Source organism: Staphylococcus sp. HMSC077D08, from assembly GCF_001837945.1.
Classification (GTDB): Bacteria; Bacillota; Bacilli; order Staphylococcales; family Staphylococcaceae; genus Staphylococcus; species Staphylococcus epidermidis.
In genome coordinates this window covers 301,998-318,934 of record NZ_KV834762.1, presented here as the reverse complement: position 1 = coordinate 318,934, position 16,937 = coordinate 301,998, and the positions used below count along the sequence as shown (strand labels likewise).

The following is a 16,937-nucleotide window of genomic DNA, read 5'->3' as shown; positions in this document are numbered from 1 at the left end:
TAAAGTGGTAACCGAAAATCTAGCAGTATCACTTGAAGAAATGAAAAAATACTTACTTATTGATTTTGATGATCAAGATAATGAGATTAAAGAGTTAATTTATGCTGCTCAATCCGAGTTAGCAACTTCAGGTGTTCCATTTCCTGAGATTGTTAATCCTTTATATAATCTAGCTGTTAAAATGCTAGTTTCCAACTTTTATGAAGATAGAAATAGTATAGGTACAAGAGGATATAAAGTAGATGCAATTATAACTAAGTTAGCTATGAATCAACATCAAGATTTTATTAATAATAAAGTAATTATTAGTAATAATAAGCAAAATAAGGAAGTTACGTAGTGATTCTATGAGAAATTTTAATAAACTTAAAATAAGAATAGGATTTGTAAATACATTATCACGAGTTGGTGGAAAACCAGGAAAAAAATACAGTGAAGATACTTTATTTAATTGCTGGGCTTCAATTGAAAACGTATGGCTTAAAGATATACAACAGGCTAAAGCAAATAATACTGAAACAGATTTAACTATTACTATAAGAGATCCATTAAACACATTTGAAATTAAAAAAAACCATGCTGTAAAAATATTAAATGGTAGATTTAAAGATAAAATTTATGACATTAATTTAATACAGAAAGATTTTCAAGATTCAAGATTTGTCACATTAATTTGTAAGCAGGTGATCTAATGAGCGTTGAAATAAAAGGAATTGAAGGTGTGACAGATAAAGTTCATCAAGATATTCAAAATCTTATTAGCAAAACTGAAACAGAAAGCTTATTAAATGGTGCTGAAGTAGTAAAGTCGGCAATAATTAAAGAATTTGGGAAATTTAAAGATACTGGTGCAAGTATAGATGAAATTAAAATTAGTAAACCAGTTAAATCAAATGGTAAAAGTAAAGTTATACTTCATTGGGGAGGACCGCAAAAGAGATATAAAATAATTCACTTAAATGAATATGGTTATACCAAACACGGTAAAAAGAAGGCTTCTAAGATTAAGCCGAGAGGATTTGGAGCAATTCAAATGGCTTTACTTTTAAGTCGTAATAATTATAAAGATGCAGTTTCAAATGGATTTAGGAGTAACATAAAATGATTAGTGATATTTTTGAATATATAGAAAAAGTATTAAACTCAAATGCGATTGTTAACGAACATGTTGGCAATCGTATATTTTTTTATCAAGTTGAAGAAACCGATGAAGAATCAATAAATTTACCATTTATAGTAATTAATAGTTTAGATCCATATAGTCCACGCTCATTTGCTAGTAATAATTATTTTAATCAAAATTTTGTTGTTCAAATTGATGTAGAAAGTAAAGATGATTCTATTACTAAATTAGTTGCTAATGAGATTACTAAAGAATTATTTAAGCATTATTTATTCAAATTAGATGGAGGACTTGATGAGTTTTTTATTGAAACTCAAAGGTTTGTTGATTCTAGAAGATATGAAGGAATACCAAAAAATATTAATTAGGAGTGTTAATTATGACAGAAACAGTTAAAACTAGTTCTACTTTAATTGGCTTTGAAAAGGTTTATGTAGGAATTTATAACAACAATGGAGATTTACAGGAAATTTTAGAATGGAAAGATGATCATGGTGGAACTGTAAACATGAAAATTGCAGGTTTAGACGCTGATGAATTAAGAGTTAGAGCATCAAATAAATTTGTATGGATTTCTAAAAAAGGGACAGGAGATGTGAAAGTTGAATTTGAAACATTCAATCCACCTTATGAGGATATGATGACTATTTTAGGAAGAACTAAAGACCAACATAATATTCATTGGGCAGGAGAAGATACTAATCCACCTTATGTATCATTATTAGCTGTATCTTCAAATCTAGTGGGAGAAAAAGCTTATTTAGGATTGCCTAAAGGTAAATTAGGTGTGAATGATACGGAGTTTGCTACAACCGAAGCAAAACAAAAAGAGCCTAAAAATACTAAATTATCTGGAACATTTGTTGATAAAGTGATTGAAGGTAAATCAAGAGTATTTGGTTCATGTTTTGGAGAAGATAAGTTTGATAAATTTAAAGAATTAATTATTGGAACAGTAGATAGTAAAAGTAGTAAAGCAGTAGGTTCATCACTTTCGTCTACATCATCAAGTACTGGTTCACAAAGTGTTTCTAGATAATATAACAATAAAGGAGTAATTAAATGACAAATATTAAAGGTACTTACATTGAACTCTATAATTCTGAAAAGGGAGAATACGAAAAGATTATACAACCTTTTATTTCTTCCAAAAAGTTATATGACGCATTAGACATGCAAGAAAAAGCCCAAAAAGCAAAAACTGAAAAGGAAGAGTTAGATTTAGCTTTACATTACATTGAACAATTATTTGATTCACCAAAAGTTACATTTGAATCTATTCTAAACGGTGTTGCCAGTGCTGACTTATCTGAAACATTACAAAGAATTATGAGTGATGTAGTGGGAAAGAAACCTCAGAATCGTCAAGAACGACGCAACCAAAAACATATCAAGAAGCAAAACAAGAATTAAATAAGATTTTTCAGCATTTTATGAAAGAATTAGGTTGGTCATATAATGATGTGGCCAACGCCGATTTTTATCATTTAATTGAAATTTTAGAAACAAATGATACAAATTCAAATCAAGTAGTTAATGGCTATGAGTTTATAGCTTCTCTATAGAGAAATGGAGGGATTGCATTATGTCAGAAAAAATTGAAGGTTTATCACTATCTTTAGATTTAGATTATTCGCGAATTGACGAAGGAATGAAAGGGCTAAAAAGAGAGCTTAGTGTAGTTAATAGTGAATTTAATGCCAATCTTTCAGCATTTCAGAGAGGCGAAGAATCTATTGAAAGATATCAAGTAACCATAGAAGGGCTTAATAAAAAATTAGAAATACAATCAAAAATTGTTGAACAAGCAAAAGAAAAATTTTCTAATTTGAAAAAAACTCACGAAGAGCAGAGTGAAGCTTTAACAAGAGCAAACAGAAGGGTAGAAGAGGCCAACGATCGTTATGAACGATTAAGTAAAACTACAAATGTAAGTAAAAAAGAATTTGATGAAGCTAGAAAAGAAGTACAAGAATCTGAAAAAGCATTTGAAAAATTAAGTAAACAAGCTTTGGTAACTCAAAAAGAGTTAGATAATTCTGCAAAATCTGCTAATAATGAAGTAAGAATTTTAAATAATTTACAACACAGTATTGAAAATACTAGTAAAAAGTTTGAAGAATTTAAAAATAATCAACATGACGTTGATGAAGGCAATCATAAACTTTGTAAATCCTTTGATGCAGTTGCAGAACATGCAGCAAAAGCTTCAGAAAAATTCAAGACTATAGGTAAAGGAATGACAGCTAGTATAACAGCGCCTTTAACTGGAATTGGCATAGTTTCTAAAAATGCATTTTATGAAGTGGATGAAGGTTTAGATACTGTAACTACTGCTACAGGTGCAACAGGAAAAGAGTTAGATAATTTACAAAATAATTTCAAAAATGTTTTTAGTACATTCCCAGGAGATGCTCAACAAGTAGGGGGCGTACTAGGTGAAGTTAATACACGTTTAGGACTTACCGGAAAAGATTTAGAAAATGCGACTAAAGAATTTTTAGAGTTCAGCGATATTACTAAGACTGATGGAGTTCAAGCAGTTCAATTAATTACTAGGGCTATGGGAGATGCAGGAGTAAGTGCAAATGATTATTCTAAAGTATTAGATAGCATGGCCAGAGCATCCCAAGTAAGTGGAATTTCAATAGATAAGTTAGCGGAAAATGTCACTAAATATGGTGCACCTATGCGTAGCTTAGGCTTTGAAATGAAAGAATCAATTTCTTTATTTTCTCAATGGGAAAAAGCGGGGGTAAACACTGAAATCGCGTTTAGTGGTCTAAAAAAAGCAATATCTAATTGGGGTGCTGCTGGAAAAAATCCTAGAGTAGAGTTCAAAAAGACTTTAGATCAAATTAAAAAAGCACCTGATATTTCTACAGCTACTAGTTTAGCAATTAAGGCATTTGGAGCCAAAGCGGGTCCAGATTTAGCTGATGCAATCAAACAGGGTAGATTTTCAATTGAAGATATGAACAAAGCTTTAAAAACATCATCAGGTACAGTTGATAAGACTTTTAAAAGTACACAAGATGGAGCAGAAAAATTTAAAGTAGCAAATAATAACTTAAAATTAGGTTTATCTGAGATATGGGCATCTATAGAAGATGCATTTGGTCCAGTTTTACAAAGTTTATCTAATCATATTAAAGATGTATCAAAATGGTTTGGTGGTTTATCATCTAATACTAGGAGATTTATTGTTATATTTGGCGTTGTTGCAGCTGCAATAGGTCCTACATTATGGGCCTTAGGTTCATTTATAGGTGCTCTAAAAAAAATAAAAGATGTATTTGGTTTATTGAGTGGAATAGGTAAAGTAGGAAAAATATTTAGTTTATTCACTAATCCAATAGGAATAGCTATATTAGCAATTGGAGCATTAGTAACAGCATTTGTTGTAGCTTATAAAAAATCTGAAACATTTAGAAATTTTGTTGATAAAGCATTTGAAGGTATAAAAAAAGCCGCAAATAGCTTTGGTAAATTTATAGGTCTAGTTATAAAAAAATCTTTTAATGGACTAATTAATCTGGGTAAATCAATTGGAAACTTTCTCAAGGGATTTTGGAATGAAAATGGAAAAACTATAATTCAAAATTTGAAAAATATAGCTACTGTTATTTCTAAAATAATAAAGTTTATACTTTCGATTTTTTATTTGGTATTTCCAAAAATAAAGATAATTGTTAAAACTGTTTTTGGTAGCTTAGTAGGTATTATAAAAGGATTTATTACCATTGTTAGTGGCGTAATAAAAGTATTCTCGGGACTATTTACTGGAAACTGGAAAAAATTGTTTCAAGGTTTGAAACAAATTTTTAAAGGAGCATTTCAAGTTTTATGGAATATTATTAAAATAAGCTTTTTTGGTCTAATAGTAAAAGGTCTCATAAGTTTTGTGAAATTATTTACCTTTAAAATCAAAAATTTATGGCTTAAAATATCATCAATTTTTAGTCAGTACACCAAAAATATTTATAATTCTACATTCGGTAGATTTAAAGCAATATATAATGTAATATCAAAAATTATTGTTAGTTTAATAACATTTATCATTACTAAATCGTTATCTTTTTATAAAGGCATAGTAACTATATTTAAAAGGATTTATGAAAAAATATCTAATATTATCGGTAATTTAAGAGACTGGTTAGTAAATACATGGCAATTAATAAAGGAAAAAACTATAGAAGCAGTTTTTAATTTAAAAGATAGAATGATATCCACTTTTTCAAATTTGAAAGATAAAGTTTTGAATTTCACTGAAAAAATTAAAAATGGATTTGTAGGAATGAAAGATAAAGTTATAGATACCGCAAAAGAATTAGCAGAGGGACTTAAAAAGTATGCTATTGGTGGTATCAATAAAATGATTGATGGTATTAACTGGATAGGCGATAAACTAGGAATGGGTAAAGAGATAATTAAACCAATCAAACTCTCTACTGGGACAGCTTCAATTGATGATGGTGTTCTTAGCGAGTCTACTTTAGCAATAGTAAATGATAAAGGGCCAGGTAACGGACCTAATGGATATTATCAAGAATTACTACAATCTCCCAGCGGTGATTTATATGCGCCTCAAGGTGAAAATGTACCAGTTTATATTCCTAAAGGCTGGGGAGTGTACAATGGTGCACAAACATATGCTATGCAACAATCCGGAGTAATACCTAGACTTTCTATAGGTTCAGGTATTATGGATACATTTAATAAAGCAGTTGAATTTGGTTCCAACATAAAAGATAAAGTAGTTGAAACGGCGTCTAATGTATACGAATGGGCGTCAGAAAAAATAGGCGATGTAATGGATTATATTAGTGATCCTGGAAAATTAATAGATAAAATTATAGATGTTTTTGGCGTTAATTTTAAAGGAATCAAAGAAATACCTTCTAAACTGATTAATGGTATGTTTAAAAAAATTAAAGCTGGTGCGGTTGATTTTGTAAAAAAATGGTTTGAAGAAGTTGGCAATGCTGATGGATCATCATTTACTAAATTTGGTATTAATATGGGCTATTATCCCAATGGTGGTGCACCAAATTATAGCTTTGCAAATGGTCATCATTATGGTATCGACTATGCAACTCCATATGGAACTCTTATTACAGCGCCTACATCTGGCACAGTCTCAAGACAATATAATCAATATGGTGGTTTAATTGCTAGATTAGTTAGTGGTATATATGCTCAATACTTCTTACATTTAAGTGAAGTATTAAAAACTGGACGTGTTGAACAAGGAGAACCAATTGCTAGAACTGGTAATAGTGGACAGTGGACAACTGGGCCACATCTTCACTATCAAGTTGAGTCACCTTTTGGCGCAGAACTTACTAATAGAAACACTATTAATCCTGCAAAGTTTTTATCAGAACATGCTGGCGGTGGTAGTGGTGCAGAATATGCAAGAAAATCAATATTAAGAGCTCAATCTATATTGGGGGGACAATATAATTCTAGCTATATAACTGAACAAATGATGCGAGTTGCTAAACGTGAATCAAATTATACTGCTAATGCAGTAAATGACTGGGATGTTAATGCACAAAATGGAACTCCATCAAAAGGTATGTTTCAAATGATTGAACCATCATTCAGAACTTATGCTATTAAAGGACATAGTAACATCATGAATCCAGTTGACGAAGCAATATCTGCAATGCGTTATATTGTTGGTACATATGGATGGAATGGTTTTAAACGTGCTGGTGATTATGCGTATGCAAATGGTGGTTTAGTAACACATCATCAAATTGCAGAAATTGGTGAGGGTAATAAGCCAGAAATGATTATTCCTTTAACAAAACCTCAAAGAGCATTACAGTTAATTAGGAAATCACAAGAAATAATAGGACATAAACCTGAAAATAAAACTTCTATTTATTCAAATGATAATACTTCAATGGAAATGCTATTAGAACAGAATAATGAATTACTTAAGTTATTAATTACAACTATAAAAAATAAAGATTTTAACGTTGATATAGAAAAAATGGAAAAAGCAATTAGTGAAAAACAAATGGACAGATATAGATTAATAAAATTAATGGGGGGAGGTGCTTAAAATGAATGATTGGTTTAAATTTATTTTTAAAGAAACAACAATCAATTTAAATAATATACCAGGAGTTATTTTCAAAGATATAGAAATTGGTGATGTTAATGTAGATAATACATCACAAAAAATAGATGCTAATGACGGAGTAATTCCTGGTAGTAATACGTTTTCACCTTTTACATTAAAAGCTACATTTTATTATGATGGTGTTGATGAAAGTGACTTATTCTTAATGGAACAAAAATTGAGAAATGTTATATATCAACGAGAGCCATATTATATATCGCATAGTAAATTACCTAGAGTTAAATACGCTGTAAATGATGCAAGTTTAAAAAAAACACGTTATTTTCATTCTGATATGGAATTTGAAATAGAGTTTACAGTATATAAGGGCTATTCAGAATCTTTATTATATACAAATGAAGTTGATAGTCTAGAAGATGGGTTTATGCTTACTGAAACATTACCAACTGATTATGTACCTAGATATCAATTTAATACAAACAATTTCACTGTATATAATGGTTCAAGTGAAGTTATAGATCCTATTAAAAGACATACTTTAAAAATAAAGATCATAGCTGATTCGCCATCTAACTTTTATTTAACAAATTTAAATAATCAATCTAAATTCACTTACACTAAACCACTAAAAACTGCTGATACTCTAATTTTAGATGGTGAGGCACCATTTTTGAATGATAAAAGATGTGGGGTAGATACAGATAATGGTATTATTAAGTTAGAAAAAGGTACAAATAATTTTAAAGTTAATGGAAATGCAAAAATTCAATCAATTGAATTTGCATTTCCATTTATTTATAGGTAAAAGGTGAATTTTATGGATTATATTGTTATAGGTAATATGAATGAAACTAAAAAAGAAATTTTTGTTGATATAGATTATGGATCATTTAGATATGATTATGAAAAAAATAATAACCGCTCTTTAAGGTTTACAGTTATCAAAACAAATAGAAACAAAGATATTTATGATTTAATTCAATGCGAATCTATAGTGTACTATCAAGGTCAAAAATATATTATTAAAGCTCCCACATTTAACAATAAATCTAAAATACAGACGGTGGATGTTACTGCTATTCATATTATGTATGGTTTTCAAGATCATTACGTTTATTCAAATTCTAAAAAAGAAAATGATAAAAATACAAAATCCTATACTTTAGAAGAGATACTTAAATATGGTTTCAAAGATAATACTTTAGGTTATGAATATGAAATTAAAGGGCATTTTGAAGCAGCTAAAATTGATGAATTAGGTAATGCATCGGGTTTTGATTTTTGCAAAGCTATTGCTGAGAAATTTAATGCAATAATTTTTGCGGATAATAAGAAAATTACGTTCTATTCTGAAAAAGAATTCTATAAAAAAAGAAATTTAGTTATAAGGTATAAATATAATACTGATGAAATTGCGGTAGATGTTAATACTAATAATTTGAAGACAGAAATTAAAGCATATGGGAAAAAACAGGATAGTTCAGTTAAAAGCGACGATAGAAAAAGTAAAGGTACGGATCAAAGTATTGAATACTTATATAAATCACCAAATATTAATAAGTGGGGCAGAAAAGTTGCTCCACCTATAAATAATGATGAAATAAGTGATTTAGAAGAATTGAAAAAATGGGTGAAAACGCAAATTCAAGATGAACCAGAAACGAGTTTGAAGCTTGTTTATAAGGATAAAGAACCCTTGAGTGAGAACGATATTATTAAATTTATTCATCAAAATATGGAATTTAATGTAGATTTAAAAATAGTATCATTAAGTAAAAATCATCCTTTTGTAAATAGACCAGATGAAGTAACTTTTTCAAATGAAAAAAAAGATATCATCAAACTACAAAATTCTATTCAAAAACGTATTTATAAAATAAATGCGTATACCAAAAAAGCTATTTCAAATACAGAGAAACGATTAGAAACCATTAAAACTAATACTCCTATATTTACTGTCAAAGATGTTGGGAGCGTTGTAGATGACGAAAATTAAATTAAAGGAATTATATGAAAATGGATTGATTTTTTATCCAATTACACACGTAAAAGCAATTCGTGGGCTATCCATAGCAACAGAAGCTGAAGATGGATTAATGTCAAAAAAAGACAAAATAAAACTTAATAAATTTAATTCAACAGGCCCTAATAGATTAGGGTCTGTTTTTTATAAGGAAGTGAACAACTATGACTCAAATTACTAAAGCTAGAACATTAACTTATGATGGGGAAGAAGTTTATGTTAGAACCCACGTTGATGTTATTGATGGTTTCGATAAAAATTTACTTTTAACACCTGAAGAAAAACAAAAATTAAATAGTTTTTCGCAAGACAGTCTGACAGTAGCAACTTCAGAAAAAGCAGGTTTAATGTCAGCCGAAGATAAAAAACGTTTAGATAAATTAAAAACAAATTCAAATGAATACTCAACAAGGTTAAGCAACGTATCAACAAATAATACTTTAATTAAACAAGATATTAATTTATGGCCAAGTAATCAACAGACGGTTAATTTAAACAAAAGTATTTCATCTTGTAATAACGGAATTATTTTAGTTTGGCGTTTAGATGAATCTGATGATTTATATCATTACCAATACTTACCTAAATCTCACGTTCAATTGCATAGAAATGCAAAAGTGACTGAAGTCATATCTATAAATTCTTCTGGACAAACATGTACTAAAACTGTAGTGGTGAGTGATCAATTAATTAAGGGTACAGATGATAATTTTAGAAACAATGCTAATAAGATTCGATTACATGAAATTTTAGAATACTGAGGTGATTGATTTATGAATTTAAATAAAAGTCTTATTGATTCAGACGGTGTCACATTTAGACGTCAAATGATAGAAAATTTAAAGATAATTGAAGATACGTTTAATAAAGTATTTGGATATAAAGATTTAAGTACTCAAGAAAGAAAGGAATTAAGTGAGTTTAAAAATGCTTTAGAAAAAGAAATAAGAGCAATTGTTATGCCAGAGATGTCACCTTTAGAAGTAACTGAAGAAGTATCTAAAAGTAAAATTGATTTAACTGGTGTAAAACATGAAACATTGTCGCAGCGTATTGATGCAGATATAAATAATATTATTAAAAAAGATAAATATAGTAATTTAGTAGTAACTCAAAACGGTACATTAGTATATGATTATTCAAAACTTTCACAAACAATTAAACAAATTAGAAATATTTATTGTATTGGTGATTCTGTAGCACGTGGTTTACATGCCAAAAAAAATTATGGCCAATATTTATCTGAGAAATTAAATATACCAGTGAATAATTTTGCTGTTAGTGGTGCAACTTTTTCTACAGCTAGTAATAACAATATATATAAACAAGCCAATCAAATACAAAATGCTGATTTAGTCATCATACAAGGAACTGATGATGATTGGCTCTATGGTAACGGTGTGAAAATTGGAACAGATAAAACCGATATATCTACTTTTTATGGTGCTTTTTATCAAAGTATAAAGCTCCTCAGATTACAAAATAAAGGCGTAAGGATTATATGTATGACTGCCACACGTCAGTTACCTGTTAATGGCAATCAAATTAGAAGAAAAGACACTGATAAAAATTCATTAGGCTTAACTTTGGAGGATTATGTAAATGCTCAAATACTAGCTTGCACAGAATTAAAAATACCAGTTTTTGATGCATATCATTCAAATATTATTGACTCATACAATCCTGCTTTTAGAAATAAATGCATGGTTGACGGCTTACATCCGAATGAATTAGTACACGAAGTTATTACTTATGAGTTATTAAAAAACTATTATTACTTTTATGGTTAAGAGGGGAGAAATAATAAATGGCTAATCAAGAACTATCATTTGATATTACAAAATTAGGTAATCAACAAGAAAAGCAACAATATATTGTTAGTAGGGTTGGAGACGGAGGGCTTAAAGCTATTACAATTTCAGTTACATCTAATGGAACACCATATAATATTACAGACTTAACACCAATTTTTGAAGGAGTAAAACCTGATGGAGAACGTATTATTGATACGACTGGTGGTATTGTATTAAATGCAAAGAGAGGTATTTTTAGGTATATATTACCGCAACAAGCTAGTACTGCAGAAGGTGATTATCAACAAGCTTTCTTTAAATTAAAGAGAGGGGAGCAAACTGATTCTACAATTGAAGTCCAAATGCGAGTATTAAAAAATAAAGTAGAATTTGGCATTAATTCAGAAAGCTATTTTACTGAATATCAAAAAGAGTTAGAGAGATTAAGAAAAACAGTTGAAGCTGGTATACAAGAAATAAATAATTCATCTGATGGTACAAAGAATAAAGTTCAAAATTTAGTTGATACAGCAAATATGCTGGATTTACAAATTAAATCGCTTAAATCATCTATTGGAAGCAATCAATTAGTAACTAAAAGTGAATTGAATAATCAAATTAATCAACTTACTGAGCAAGTTTCAGATTTTTCATCATCACTAATAACAACCAAACAGAATTTAACTCAAAATATTAGAGATTTAGTTAGTAAGAAATTAGATGCTGGAGTTAGAGAAGGAGTTCTAGATAACCCAGCAAATATTACTAGTACAGGTTATTATTATTTCGATTCTACCACTCAAGGAATGCCAGTTAGAAATGGCAACAATACAACAGGAATTATACAAGCTATTATGCAGGATGATGGGAACGGTATTTTGACTATATTAGGTTCAGGGTTATCAATTGAAAAATATAGAGGGCAATTATATGATCGATGGAAATCATCTCTACCAATTCTTTTATGGAAAGGTAGAGGTCAAAGAGGAAATACTCTTGAATTAAAAGATAAAATACAGAATTACGGCCAGTTAATTATTAAATTAGTCTTTTTCACTAATCGTCTTGCTACTCAATTTATTACAGTACCAGATATAGGGCAAACAGTTTATTTGAATAACATTGGTATGAGAGCGTTAAATGATGAATTTAAAAACGGATACTTAGACGAGATTTCACTATCTGTGAAAGACGAGAGACATATTCAAATATTAAAAACTTTAACCTCTACTGATAATGCAATTGCTACTAATTCAGATGCAATTATAACTGCAATTTATGGTATATATTAACAATCGAAAGAGAGTGAATAAAATTGGGAACAGTACAAAATTATAATACAGAAGTAGACGATTTTATGAGTCTAATATATTCAGGTAATTCAGTTTTTATTGATTTACTTTTAATTATGATTTTAATTGATATAGTTACGGGAATATTAAAGGCATTTTCAGAAGGAAAGTTATGGAGTCACAAAGCAATAACTGGATATATAAAAAAAATAGCTTATCTATGCGTTGTGCTAGTAGCTAATACATTGGATATAGTATTTCAATTAGACGGAATTTTAGTTAATGGTTCAGTTATCTTTTTAATTTTATCGGAAGCAACTAGTATTATTGAGAATGCTGCAATCTTGGGTGTGCCGATACCGGATCAAATAACAAAAAGGTTAAATATTTTTAGTAAAGATAACAATGCGACTAAATAAGTCGTTTTTATTGATTAATTTTATTGGAGTTGATTAATTATGTCAAAAGAATATTTGGGTGAATGGAATGGCGTACCAGTGTATACCGACTTTTTACCATATGGAACGAGACGTACAGGGCAATCTTTAGACACTGGTAGCCCAATTTTTGCGGTATATCATGACACAGGTAATCCTGGAAGTACAGCACAACAAAACGTTGACTATTATAAAAATACTTATGATATAGATTGGGCTACTACCGCTTCGGCTCATTTCTTTGTAGATGATAAAGAATGTATTATTTGTGTGCCATTAGACGAAAAAGCATGGCACGTTATTTATGATACGCCAACAGACAATTATTATTTTGGTGATGATGCCAATGACGCTGCTTTTGGTGGCGAGCTATGTTATTTTGAAGATGATAGAGAACGATCATTAAAAGCACTTGATAACTTTGCTAGAGTGTATGCAGTACTGTGTCCTTCATGGAATATCGATCACTATAATAAAGCACCAGGTCATCAAGATATTCAAGATGATAAACGTGATCCAGGTAATGCACTTGAAGCATGTGGTTATGGGCGCGATGAAATTGATGTGATTGATAATTTAGTGCAACGTTATATTGATGGCGAAGATGTTGATACAGAAACAATTGTGAATCAACCTGAAGAACATGACGAAATTATTGAAAAGAAACCAGTAGGCTGTACACGTGTCAAAGTTTGGTCTGAACAACCTTATTATAGAGGTACAATCAAATATGATGCTTCATTACGTGAACGTGCAGGTAGTAGTTTTGATAACTATAGTTTTGCTAGAGAAAAAGATGTACTTGAAGCGGGTTCAACAGTCTACATTTATGAAGAAATTCAAGATCCACAGGGGAATATTTGGTGTCGAACTTATTCACCAAGTAATAACGGTTGGGTGCATAAGCACACTATTGAAGTAGAAGAAGAATATAAATAATTAAAAGGGTAGCCATTTTTTGGTTACCCCTTTTTTGTGTTTAATAGTAATTATATGATTAGTGTTTTATATCTATCTGAAACAAATTTAAAGATAGTGATTTAAATAGTGGTTCACAGCATATTAAAGTTAGAGTATAATGTAATTAATTTTGAGTATAATAGAGGTAGGGGTACAAGTTGGAAATTATTTCAGAAATCACTGAGGATGTGGGGAATGGAGTAACCGATCCTATTCGAGGATATATAGATGATAAAAAAGTTGTTGCAAAGTACATACACAATAACGAAGGATTTATTGCGTTATTTAATGAATTATTAGGCTATAATTTAGCTGAATTTTTTGGTATAAGACATCCCCATTTTGGATATGCATTGTTTAGCAAAGAAGATACGGCAGTGAAAAATGGGAAAGATTACGTACATAGTAGTTTGTTCACTTACACAACTTGGTTAGAAAAATCATTAACAATTACTTCGCCCAGCATGACATCTTTTGTTCAAAAGAGTGAAATTGTCAATTTGCTTCTATTTGATATCTTTATTTACAATAAAGATAGAAATTTAGGTAATTTATTAATAGAAATCCCTAAAAAATTATATCCTATTGATTATACTCATATTTTACCAGGTGGATGTATTTGGCCAGATGTACTTAAAAATGATGATTATAGTATAGAGGATATAATTAAGGATATGTTTAGTTCTGGATATTATCAATATTTACTTGAAAATAGAAAAATTGAAACATCAATAATTGAAGATTGTGGTAGAACTTTTGTTGATAAAGTTAATGATGTTGATATTGAAAGTATTATTTCTAAAATTCCTATTTATTTAAAAAATAATCTTTCTGAGGAAAATATACAACAACTATACAAGTACTTTATATACATTACCGAGAATTTTGATGAAGCTATTAAATTTATAATAGAAAAAATAGGAAAGGAGTGATTGAGTATGTTTAAAGTGAATTATTCAGTGTTAAGTTACTATCCAGATATATATTTAAGAAGTAATCTAGCTATAGGTGTTGCTTTTGAGGTAGTAGGAGAAAGCTATCATAAAAATGAAGTTAAATTTATAACTCAAAGAAAAAAAATTGTTTCTTTTGATGATGAACTTGAAGATTTAGAATTTATTAATATGTTTTTAGATGGATTAAAATTTGAATTTGAACATACTAATCAATCGCTTCAGAATTATATAAAAAGATTTGTTAATAATTTTTATTTTGAAGATATTGAATATAGAACATTTAGTTCCATTAATGAAGTTAATGATTTTATTAATAAAACTTATAAATACATTTTACATCTTGGGTTGAATAAAAAGGAAAGATTAAATGTAAATGAAAAAAGAAAGTATGTAATGACTTATTTAGAAGGACGATATAAAGATATAACTTCTAAGCATGTCGTAAGTGGCAAGAATTCATTAGATAAATTTACTCCAGATTTTGTTGCTAAGGATATTGAAAATAAAGAGTTCCTTTTTAAATTTTTAAATAAAAATAATACAACTATTCATAATGCGAGATCTTATATTCTATATTCAATTATGAACGAAAAAAATCTGATTTTAATTCTTGAGGATGATATGGTAGAAGAAGAAAAACTTTTGAAAGAATTCATCAATAAATTTGAAGCTAAAGTTCAATTAAAAAATGAGCATGATTTAATTAAGAATTAATACACCATACCTATGAGGTATGGTTTTTTTATAAAAAAATTAAGAAAAACAGTTGAATTATATCACATATGTGATATAATATAAGTATCAAGAAAGAAAGGAGAAGGAAATGAAAAGAAGTGAAAAAGAAAAAGAACGAATTGAAAAAATAAAGTATCGATTAGCCATAGCAAGCTTAATAATTCAAATACTTAATTTTATCAAATCGTTCATTTAATGGTAAAGGGTTAAAAGCCCTTTACCTCATTATATATGGAGGTGAGGTCTATGACAAGAGAATTGAGAAAGAAGTTAACATTTTATATAAATATATTATCTTTAATTTTGTTTATCGTTAATATAATAAGAAGAAAATAATAAAATATTTCTTTTCATTTCCTATTTAATTTATGAATCAGTTTAATCATATATATACAGTTATAGAAAAATTGCTAAACAATAATGAAATATCGAATTATAAAATTAAAAAAGATACTGGCATTTCCTATGGGGGCATAAGTGAGTTAAGAAATGGTAAAAGAAAAGTCAAAAATTTAACTCTAGAAACTGCGGAAAAACTTTACAATTATCAAGTAGAATTAGAACAAAGTGATGAAAAATAAAACAAGGCTCTATCTTTTGCTACATAAGGGATAGAGCCTTGTTAGTTGCCCAGTGTATATAATTTATTATATTGGGCAACTAAATGGGCAACTACAATTAATTCACAATACATTAATAAAGTGTAAAAACATTGATATAAAGCTATTTAACAATTTAATAAACCTTATTATACCCAATTTGCTTAAATAGAACTCAAGTATCCGAATGAGAAAGAGAACAGTATATTAAGCAATACTAAGCGCTAAACAATTTCAGGGGAAACCTAATAGGGGTAAGGAGTTAAGGCATTTTGCCTTAGCTTCTTTTTTATATAGTTTAGATGGACAATACTATTAAATTACATTATAGAATTTATACTTGTCTGATATTCAAAAATATTTTAATCATATAAAATATTGGGTGATTAAATAGAATTATATACACATATAGAATTCTTATTATTAGATATACTTGATAAAACACCATCTATTTATTATTCTTTCTTTACAATTGCGTTAGGGATTATAATTTATTCTATTAAAGAATGTATTAGATATTTTAATGAAAAAAAGATTCATAAAGCTAAATACAATTTAGAATATATAAGACCTATATTACAAGAAGCACATATTAAAGTTAATAAATTAAATCAAGCTTTTATAGATACTTACAGCGACATAGATTCATATAGTGACTTGAATTTAGAACTTTTAAGTAAACTACCAGAAAATGAAAGAAGAAAGTATGAAACTAAAATATGTAATATTCTTTAAACTTAATAAGAAACATAAAATGAAAAATTTAACAATTACATCTTTAATACTCAAAATTGGAAATATGACGAAATTAATGATGAATTCATTTGTCTGAACAATAAAAGACTAGGATTTAAAAGGTATGCCTATCGCCATGATAAATATGGTTTTATACGAGACTTTAAATTATATGAATGTGATGATT

Annotated in this window: 18 protein-coding genes; all 18 read left to right on the top strand. The window is 28.7% G+C overall.

Annotated elements, in window-relative coordinates:
* Positions 1-4 precede the first annotated feature (4 nt).
* Positions 5-340: a head-tail connector protein gene (locus HMPREF2663_RS05995; RefSeq protein ID WP_070846007.1), complete on the top strand. Its 336-nt coding sequence runs from the start codon at positions 5-7 to the stop codon at positions 338-340.
* Positions 341-347: 7 nt separating this feature from the next.
* Entirely contained in the window at positions 348-692 is a 345-nt protein-coding gene (locus tag HMPREF2663_RS05990) for a phage head closure protein (RefSeq protein ID WP_070846005.1), read from the top strand.
* Complete coding sequence (locus tag HMPREF2663_RS05985) at positions 692-1,105, top strand: hypothetical protein (RefSeq protein WP_070846003.1); 414 nt, start codon at positions 692-694, stop codon at positions 1,103-1,105. The genes HMPREF2663_RS05990 and HMPREF2663_RS05985 overlap by 1 nt, the downstream gene beginning before the upstream one ends.
* A complete protein-coding gene (locus HMPREF2663_RS05980; RefSeq protein ID WP_070846001.1) occupies positions 1,102-1,491 on the top strand; it encodes a hypothetical protein in 390 nt (129 codons plus the stop codon). The genes HMPREF2663_RS05985 and HMPREF2663_RS05980 overlap by 4 nt, the downstream gene beginning before the upstream one ends.
* 11 nt (positions 1,492-1,502) lie before the next feature.
* Positions 1,503-2,162, top strand: a complete 660-nt coding sequence (locus tag HMPREF2663_RS05975) for a major tail protein (RefSeq protein ID WP_002458430.1) — start codon at positions 1,503-1,505, stop codon at positions 2,160-2,162.
* A gap of 23 nt (positions 2,163-2,185) precedes the next feature.
* Positions 2,186-2,536: a phage tail assembly chaperone G gene (gene gpG, locus HMPREF2663_RS05970; RefSeq protein WP_002458429.1), complete on the top strand. Its 351-nt coding sequence runs from the start codon at positions 2,186-2,188 to the stop codon at positions 2,534-2,536.
* Between the two features lie 172 nt (positions 2,537-2,708).
* Positions 2,709-7,199: a phage tail tape measure protein gene (locus tag HMPREF2663_RS05965; RefSeq protein WP_070845999.1), complete on the top strand. Its 4,491-nt coding sequence runs from the start codon at positions 2,709-2,711 to the stop codon at positions 7,197-7,199.
* 1 nt (position 7,200) lies between these two features.
* On the top strand, positions 7,201-8,025 hold the full coding sequence (locus HMPREF2663_RS05960; RefSeq protein ID WP_070845997.1) for a phage tail domain-containing protein: 825 nt from the start codon (positions 7,201-7,203) through the stop codon (positions 8,023-8,025).
* A gap of 12 nt (positions 8,026-8,037) precedes the next feature.
* Positions 8,038-9,216: a phage tail protein gene (locus HMPREF2663_RS05955; protein WP_070845995.1), complete on the top strand. Its 1,179-nt coding sequence runs from the start codon at positions 8,038-8,040 to the stop codon at positions 9,214-9,216.
* Entirely contained in the window at positions 9,203-9,424 is a 222-nt protein-coding gene (locus HMPREF2663_RS05950; RefSeq protein ID WP_070845993.1) for a hypothetical protein, read from the top strand. The genes HMPREF2663_RS05955 and HMPREF2663_RS05950 overlap by 14 nt, the downstream gene beginning before the upstream one ends.
* Positions 9,408-10,004, top strand: a complete 597-nt coding sequence (locus HMPREF2663_RS05945) for a hypothetical protein (protein ID WP_070845991.1) — start codon at positions 9,408-9,410, stop codon at positions 10,002-10,004. Before HMPREF2663_RS05950 ends, HMPREF2663_RS05945 begins: the two co-directional genes overlap by 17 nt.
* Positions 10,005-10,016: 12 nt before the next feature.
* Complete coding sequence (locus HMPREF2663_RS05940) at positions 10,017-11,033, top strand: SGNH/GDSL hydrolase family protein (RefSeq protein ID WP_070845989.1); 1,017 nt, start codon at positions 10,017-10,019, stop codon at positions 11,031-11,033.
* 17 nt (positions 11,034-11,050) lie between these two features.
* On the top strand, positions 11,051-12,328 hold the full coding sequence (locus tag HMPREF2663_RS05935; protein WP_070845987.1) for a BppU family phage baseplate upper protein: 1,278 nt from the start codon (positions 11,051-11,053) through the stop codon (positions 12,326-12,328).
* Positions 12,329-12,351: 23 nt separating this feature from the next.
* Positions 12,352-12,747, top strand: a complete 396-nt coding sequence (locus HMPREF2663_RS05930; protein ID WP_002484783.1) for a phage holin family protein — start codon at positions 12,352-12,354, stop codon at positions 12,745-12,747.
* Between the two features lie 39 nt (positions 12,748-12,786).
* Positions 12,787-13,704, top strand: coding sequence for a peptidoglycan recognition protein family protein (locus HMPREF2663_RS05925; RefSeq protein ID WP_070845985.1), 918 nt, complete (start codon positions 12,787-12,789; stop codon positions 13,702-13,704).
* Between the two features lie 179 nt (positions 13,705-13,883).
* A complete protein-coding gene (locus HMPREF2663_RS05920; RefSeq protein WP_002458418.1) occupies positions 13,884-14,657 on the top strand; it encodes a HipA family kinase in 774 nt (257 codons plus the stop codon).
* A 6-nt stretch (positions 14,658-14,663) separates the two neighbouring features.
* The gene (locus tag HMPREF2663_RS05915) at positions 14,664-15,395 is read left to right on the top strand and encodes a hypothetical protein (RefSeq protein ID WP_002484791.1); all 732 of its coding nucleotides are present in this window, start codon (positions 14,664-14,666) and stop codon (positions 15,393-15,395) included.
* A gap of 389 nt (positions 15,396-15,784) precedes the next feature.
* The gene (locus HMPREF2663_RS12295) at positions 15,785-15,997 is read left to right on the top strand and encodes a helix-turn-helix domain-containing protein (protein ID WP_002457563.1); all 213 of its coding nucleotides are present in this window, start codon (positions 15,785-15,787) and stop codon (positions 15,995-15,997) included.
* Positions 15,998-16,937 lie beyond the last annotated feature (940 nt).

Bases quoted from the DNA above. Each gene is read 5' to 3' on its own strand.
- HMPREF2663_RS05990 (WP_070846005.1), top strand. From the start codon at position 348: ATGAGAAATTTTAATAAACTTAAAATAAGAATAGGATTTGTAAATACA.
- HMPREF2663_RS05985 (WP_070846003.1), top strand. From the start codon at position 692: ATGAGCGTTGAAATAAAAGGAATTGAAGGTGTGACAGATAAAGTTCAT.
- HMPREF2663_RS05980 (WP_070846001.1), top strand. From the start codon at position 1,102: ATGATTAGTGATATTTTTGAATATATAGAAAAAGTATTAAACTCAAAT.
- HMPREF2663_RS05975 (WP_002458430.1), top strand. From the start codon at position 1,503: ATGACAGAAACAGTTAAAACTAGTTCTACTTTAATTGGCTTTGAAAAG.
- gpG (WP_002458429.1), top strand. From the start codon at position 2,186: ATGACAAATATTAAAGGTACTTACATTGAACTCTATAATTCTGAAAAG.
- HMPREF2663_RS05965 (WP_070845999.1), top strand. From the start codon at position 2,709: ATGTCAGAAAAAATTGAAGGTTTATCACTATCTTTAGATTTAGATTAT.
- HMPREF2663_RS05960 (WP_070845997.1), top strand. From the start codon at position 7,201: ATGAATGATTGGTTTAAATTTATTTTTAAAGAAACAACAATCAATTTA.
- HMPREF2663_RS05955 (WP_070845995.1), top strand. From the start codon at position 8,038: ATGGATTATATTGTTATAGGTAATATGAATGAAACTAAAAAAGAAATT.
- HMPREF2663_RS05950 (WP_070845993.1), top strand. From the start codon at position 9,203: ATGACGAAAATTAAATTAAAGGAATTATATGAAAATGGATTGATTTTT.
- HMPREF2663_RS05945 (WP_070845991.1), top strand. From the start codon at position 9,408: ATGACTCAAATTACTAAAGCTAGAACATTAACTTATGATGGGGAAGAA.
- HMPREF2663_RS05940 (WP_070845989.1), top strand. From the start codon at position 10,017: ATGAATTTAAATAAAAGTCTTATTGATTCAGACGGTGTCACATTTAGA.
- HMPREF2663_RS05935 (WP_070845987.1), top strand. From the start codon at position 11,051: ATGGCTAATCAAGAACTATCATTTGATATTACAAAATTAGGTAATCAA.
- HMPREF2663_RS05925 (WP_070845985.1), top strand. From the start codon at position 12,787: ATGTCAAAAGAATATTTGGGTGAATGGAATGGCGTACCAGTGTATACC.
- HMPREF2663_RS05915 (WP_002484791.1), top strand. From the start codon at position 14,664: ATGTTTAAAGTGAATTATTCAGTGTTAAGTTACTATCCAGATATATAT.
- HMPREF2663_RS12295 (WP_002457563.1), top strand. From the start codon at position 15,785: ATGAATCAGTTTAATCATATATATACAGTTATAGAAAAATTGCTAAAC.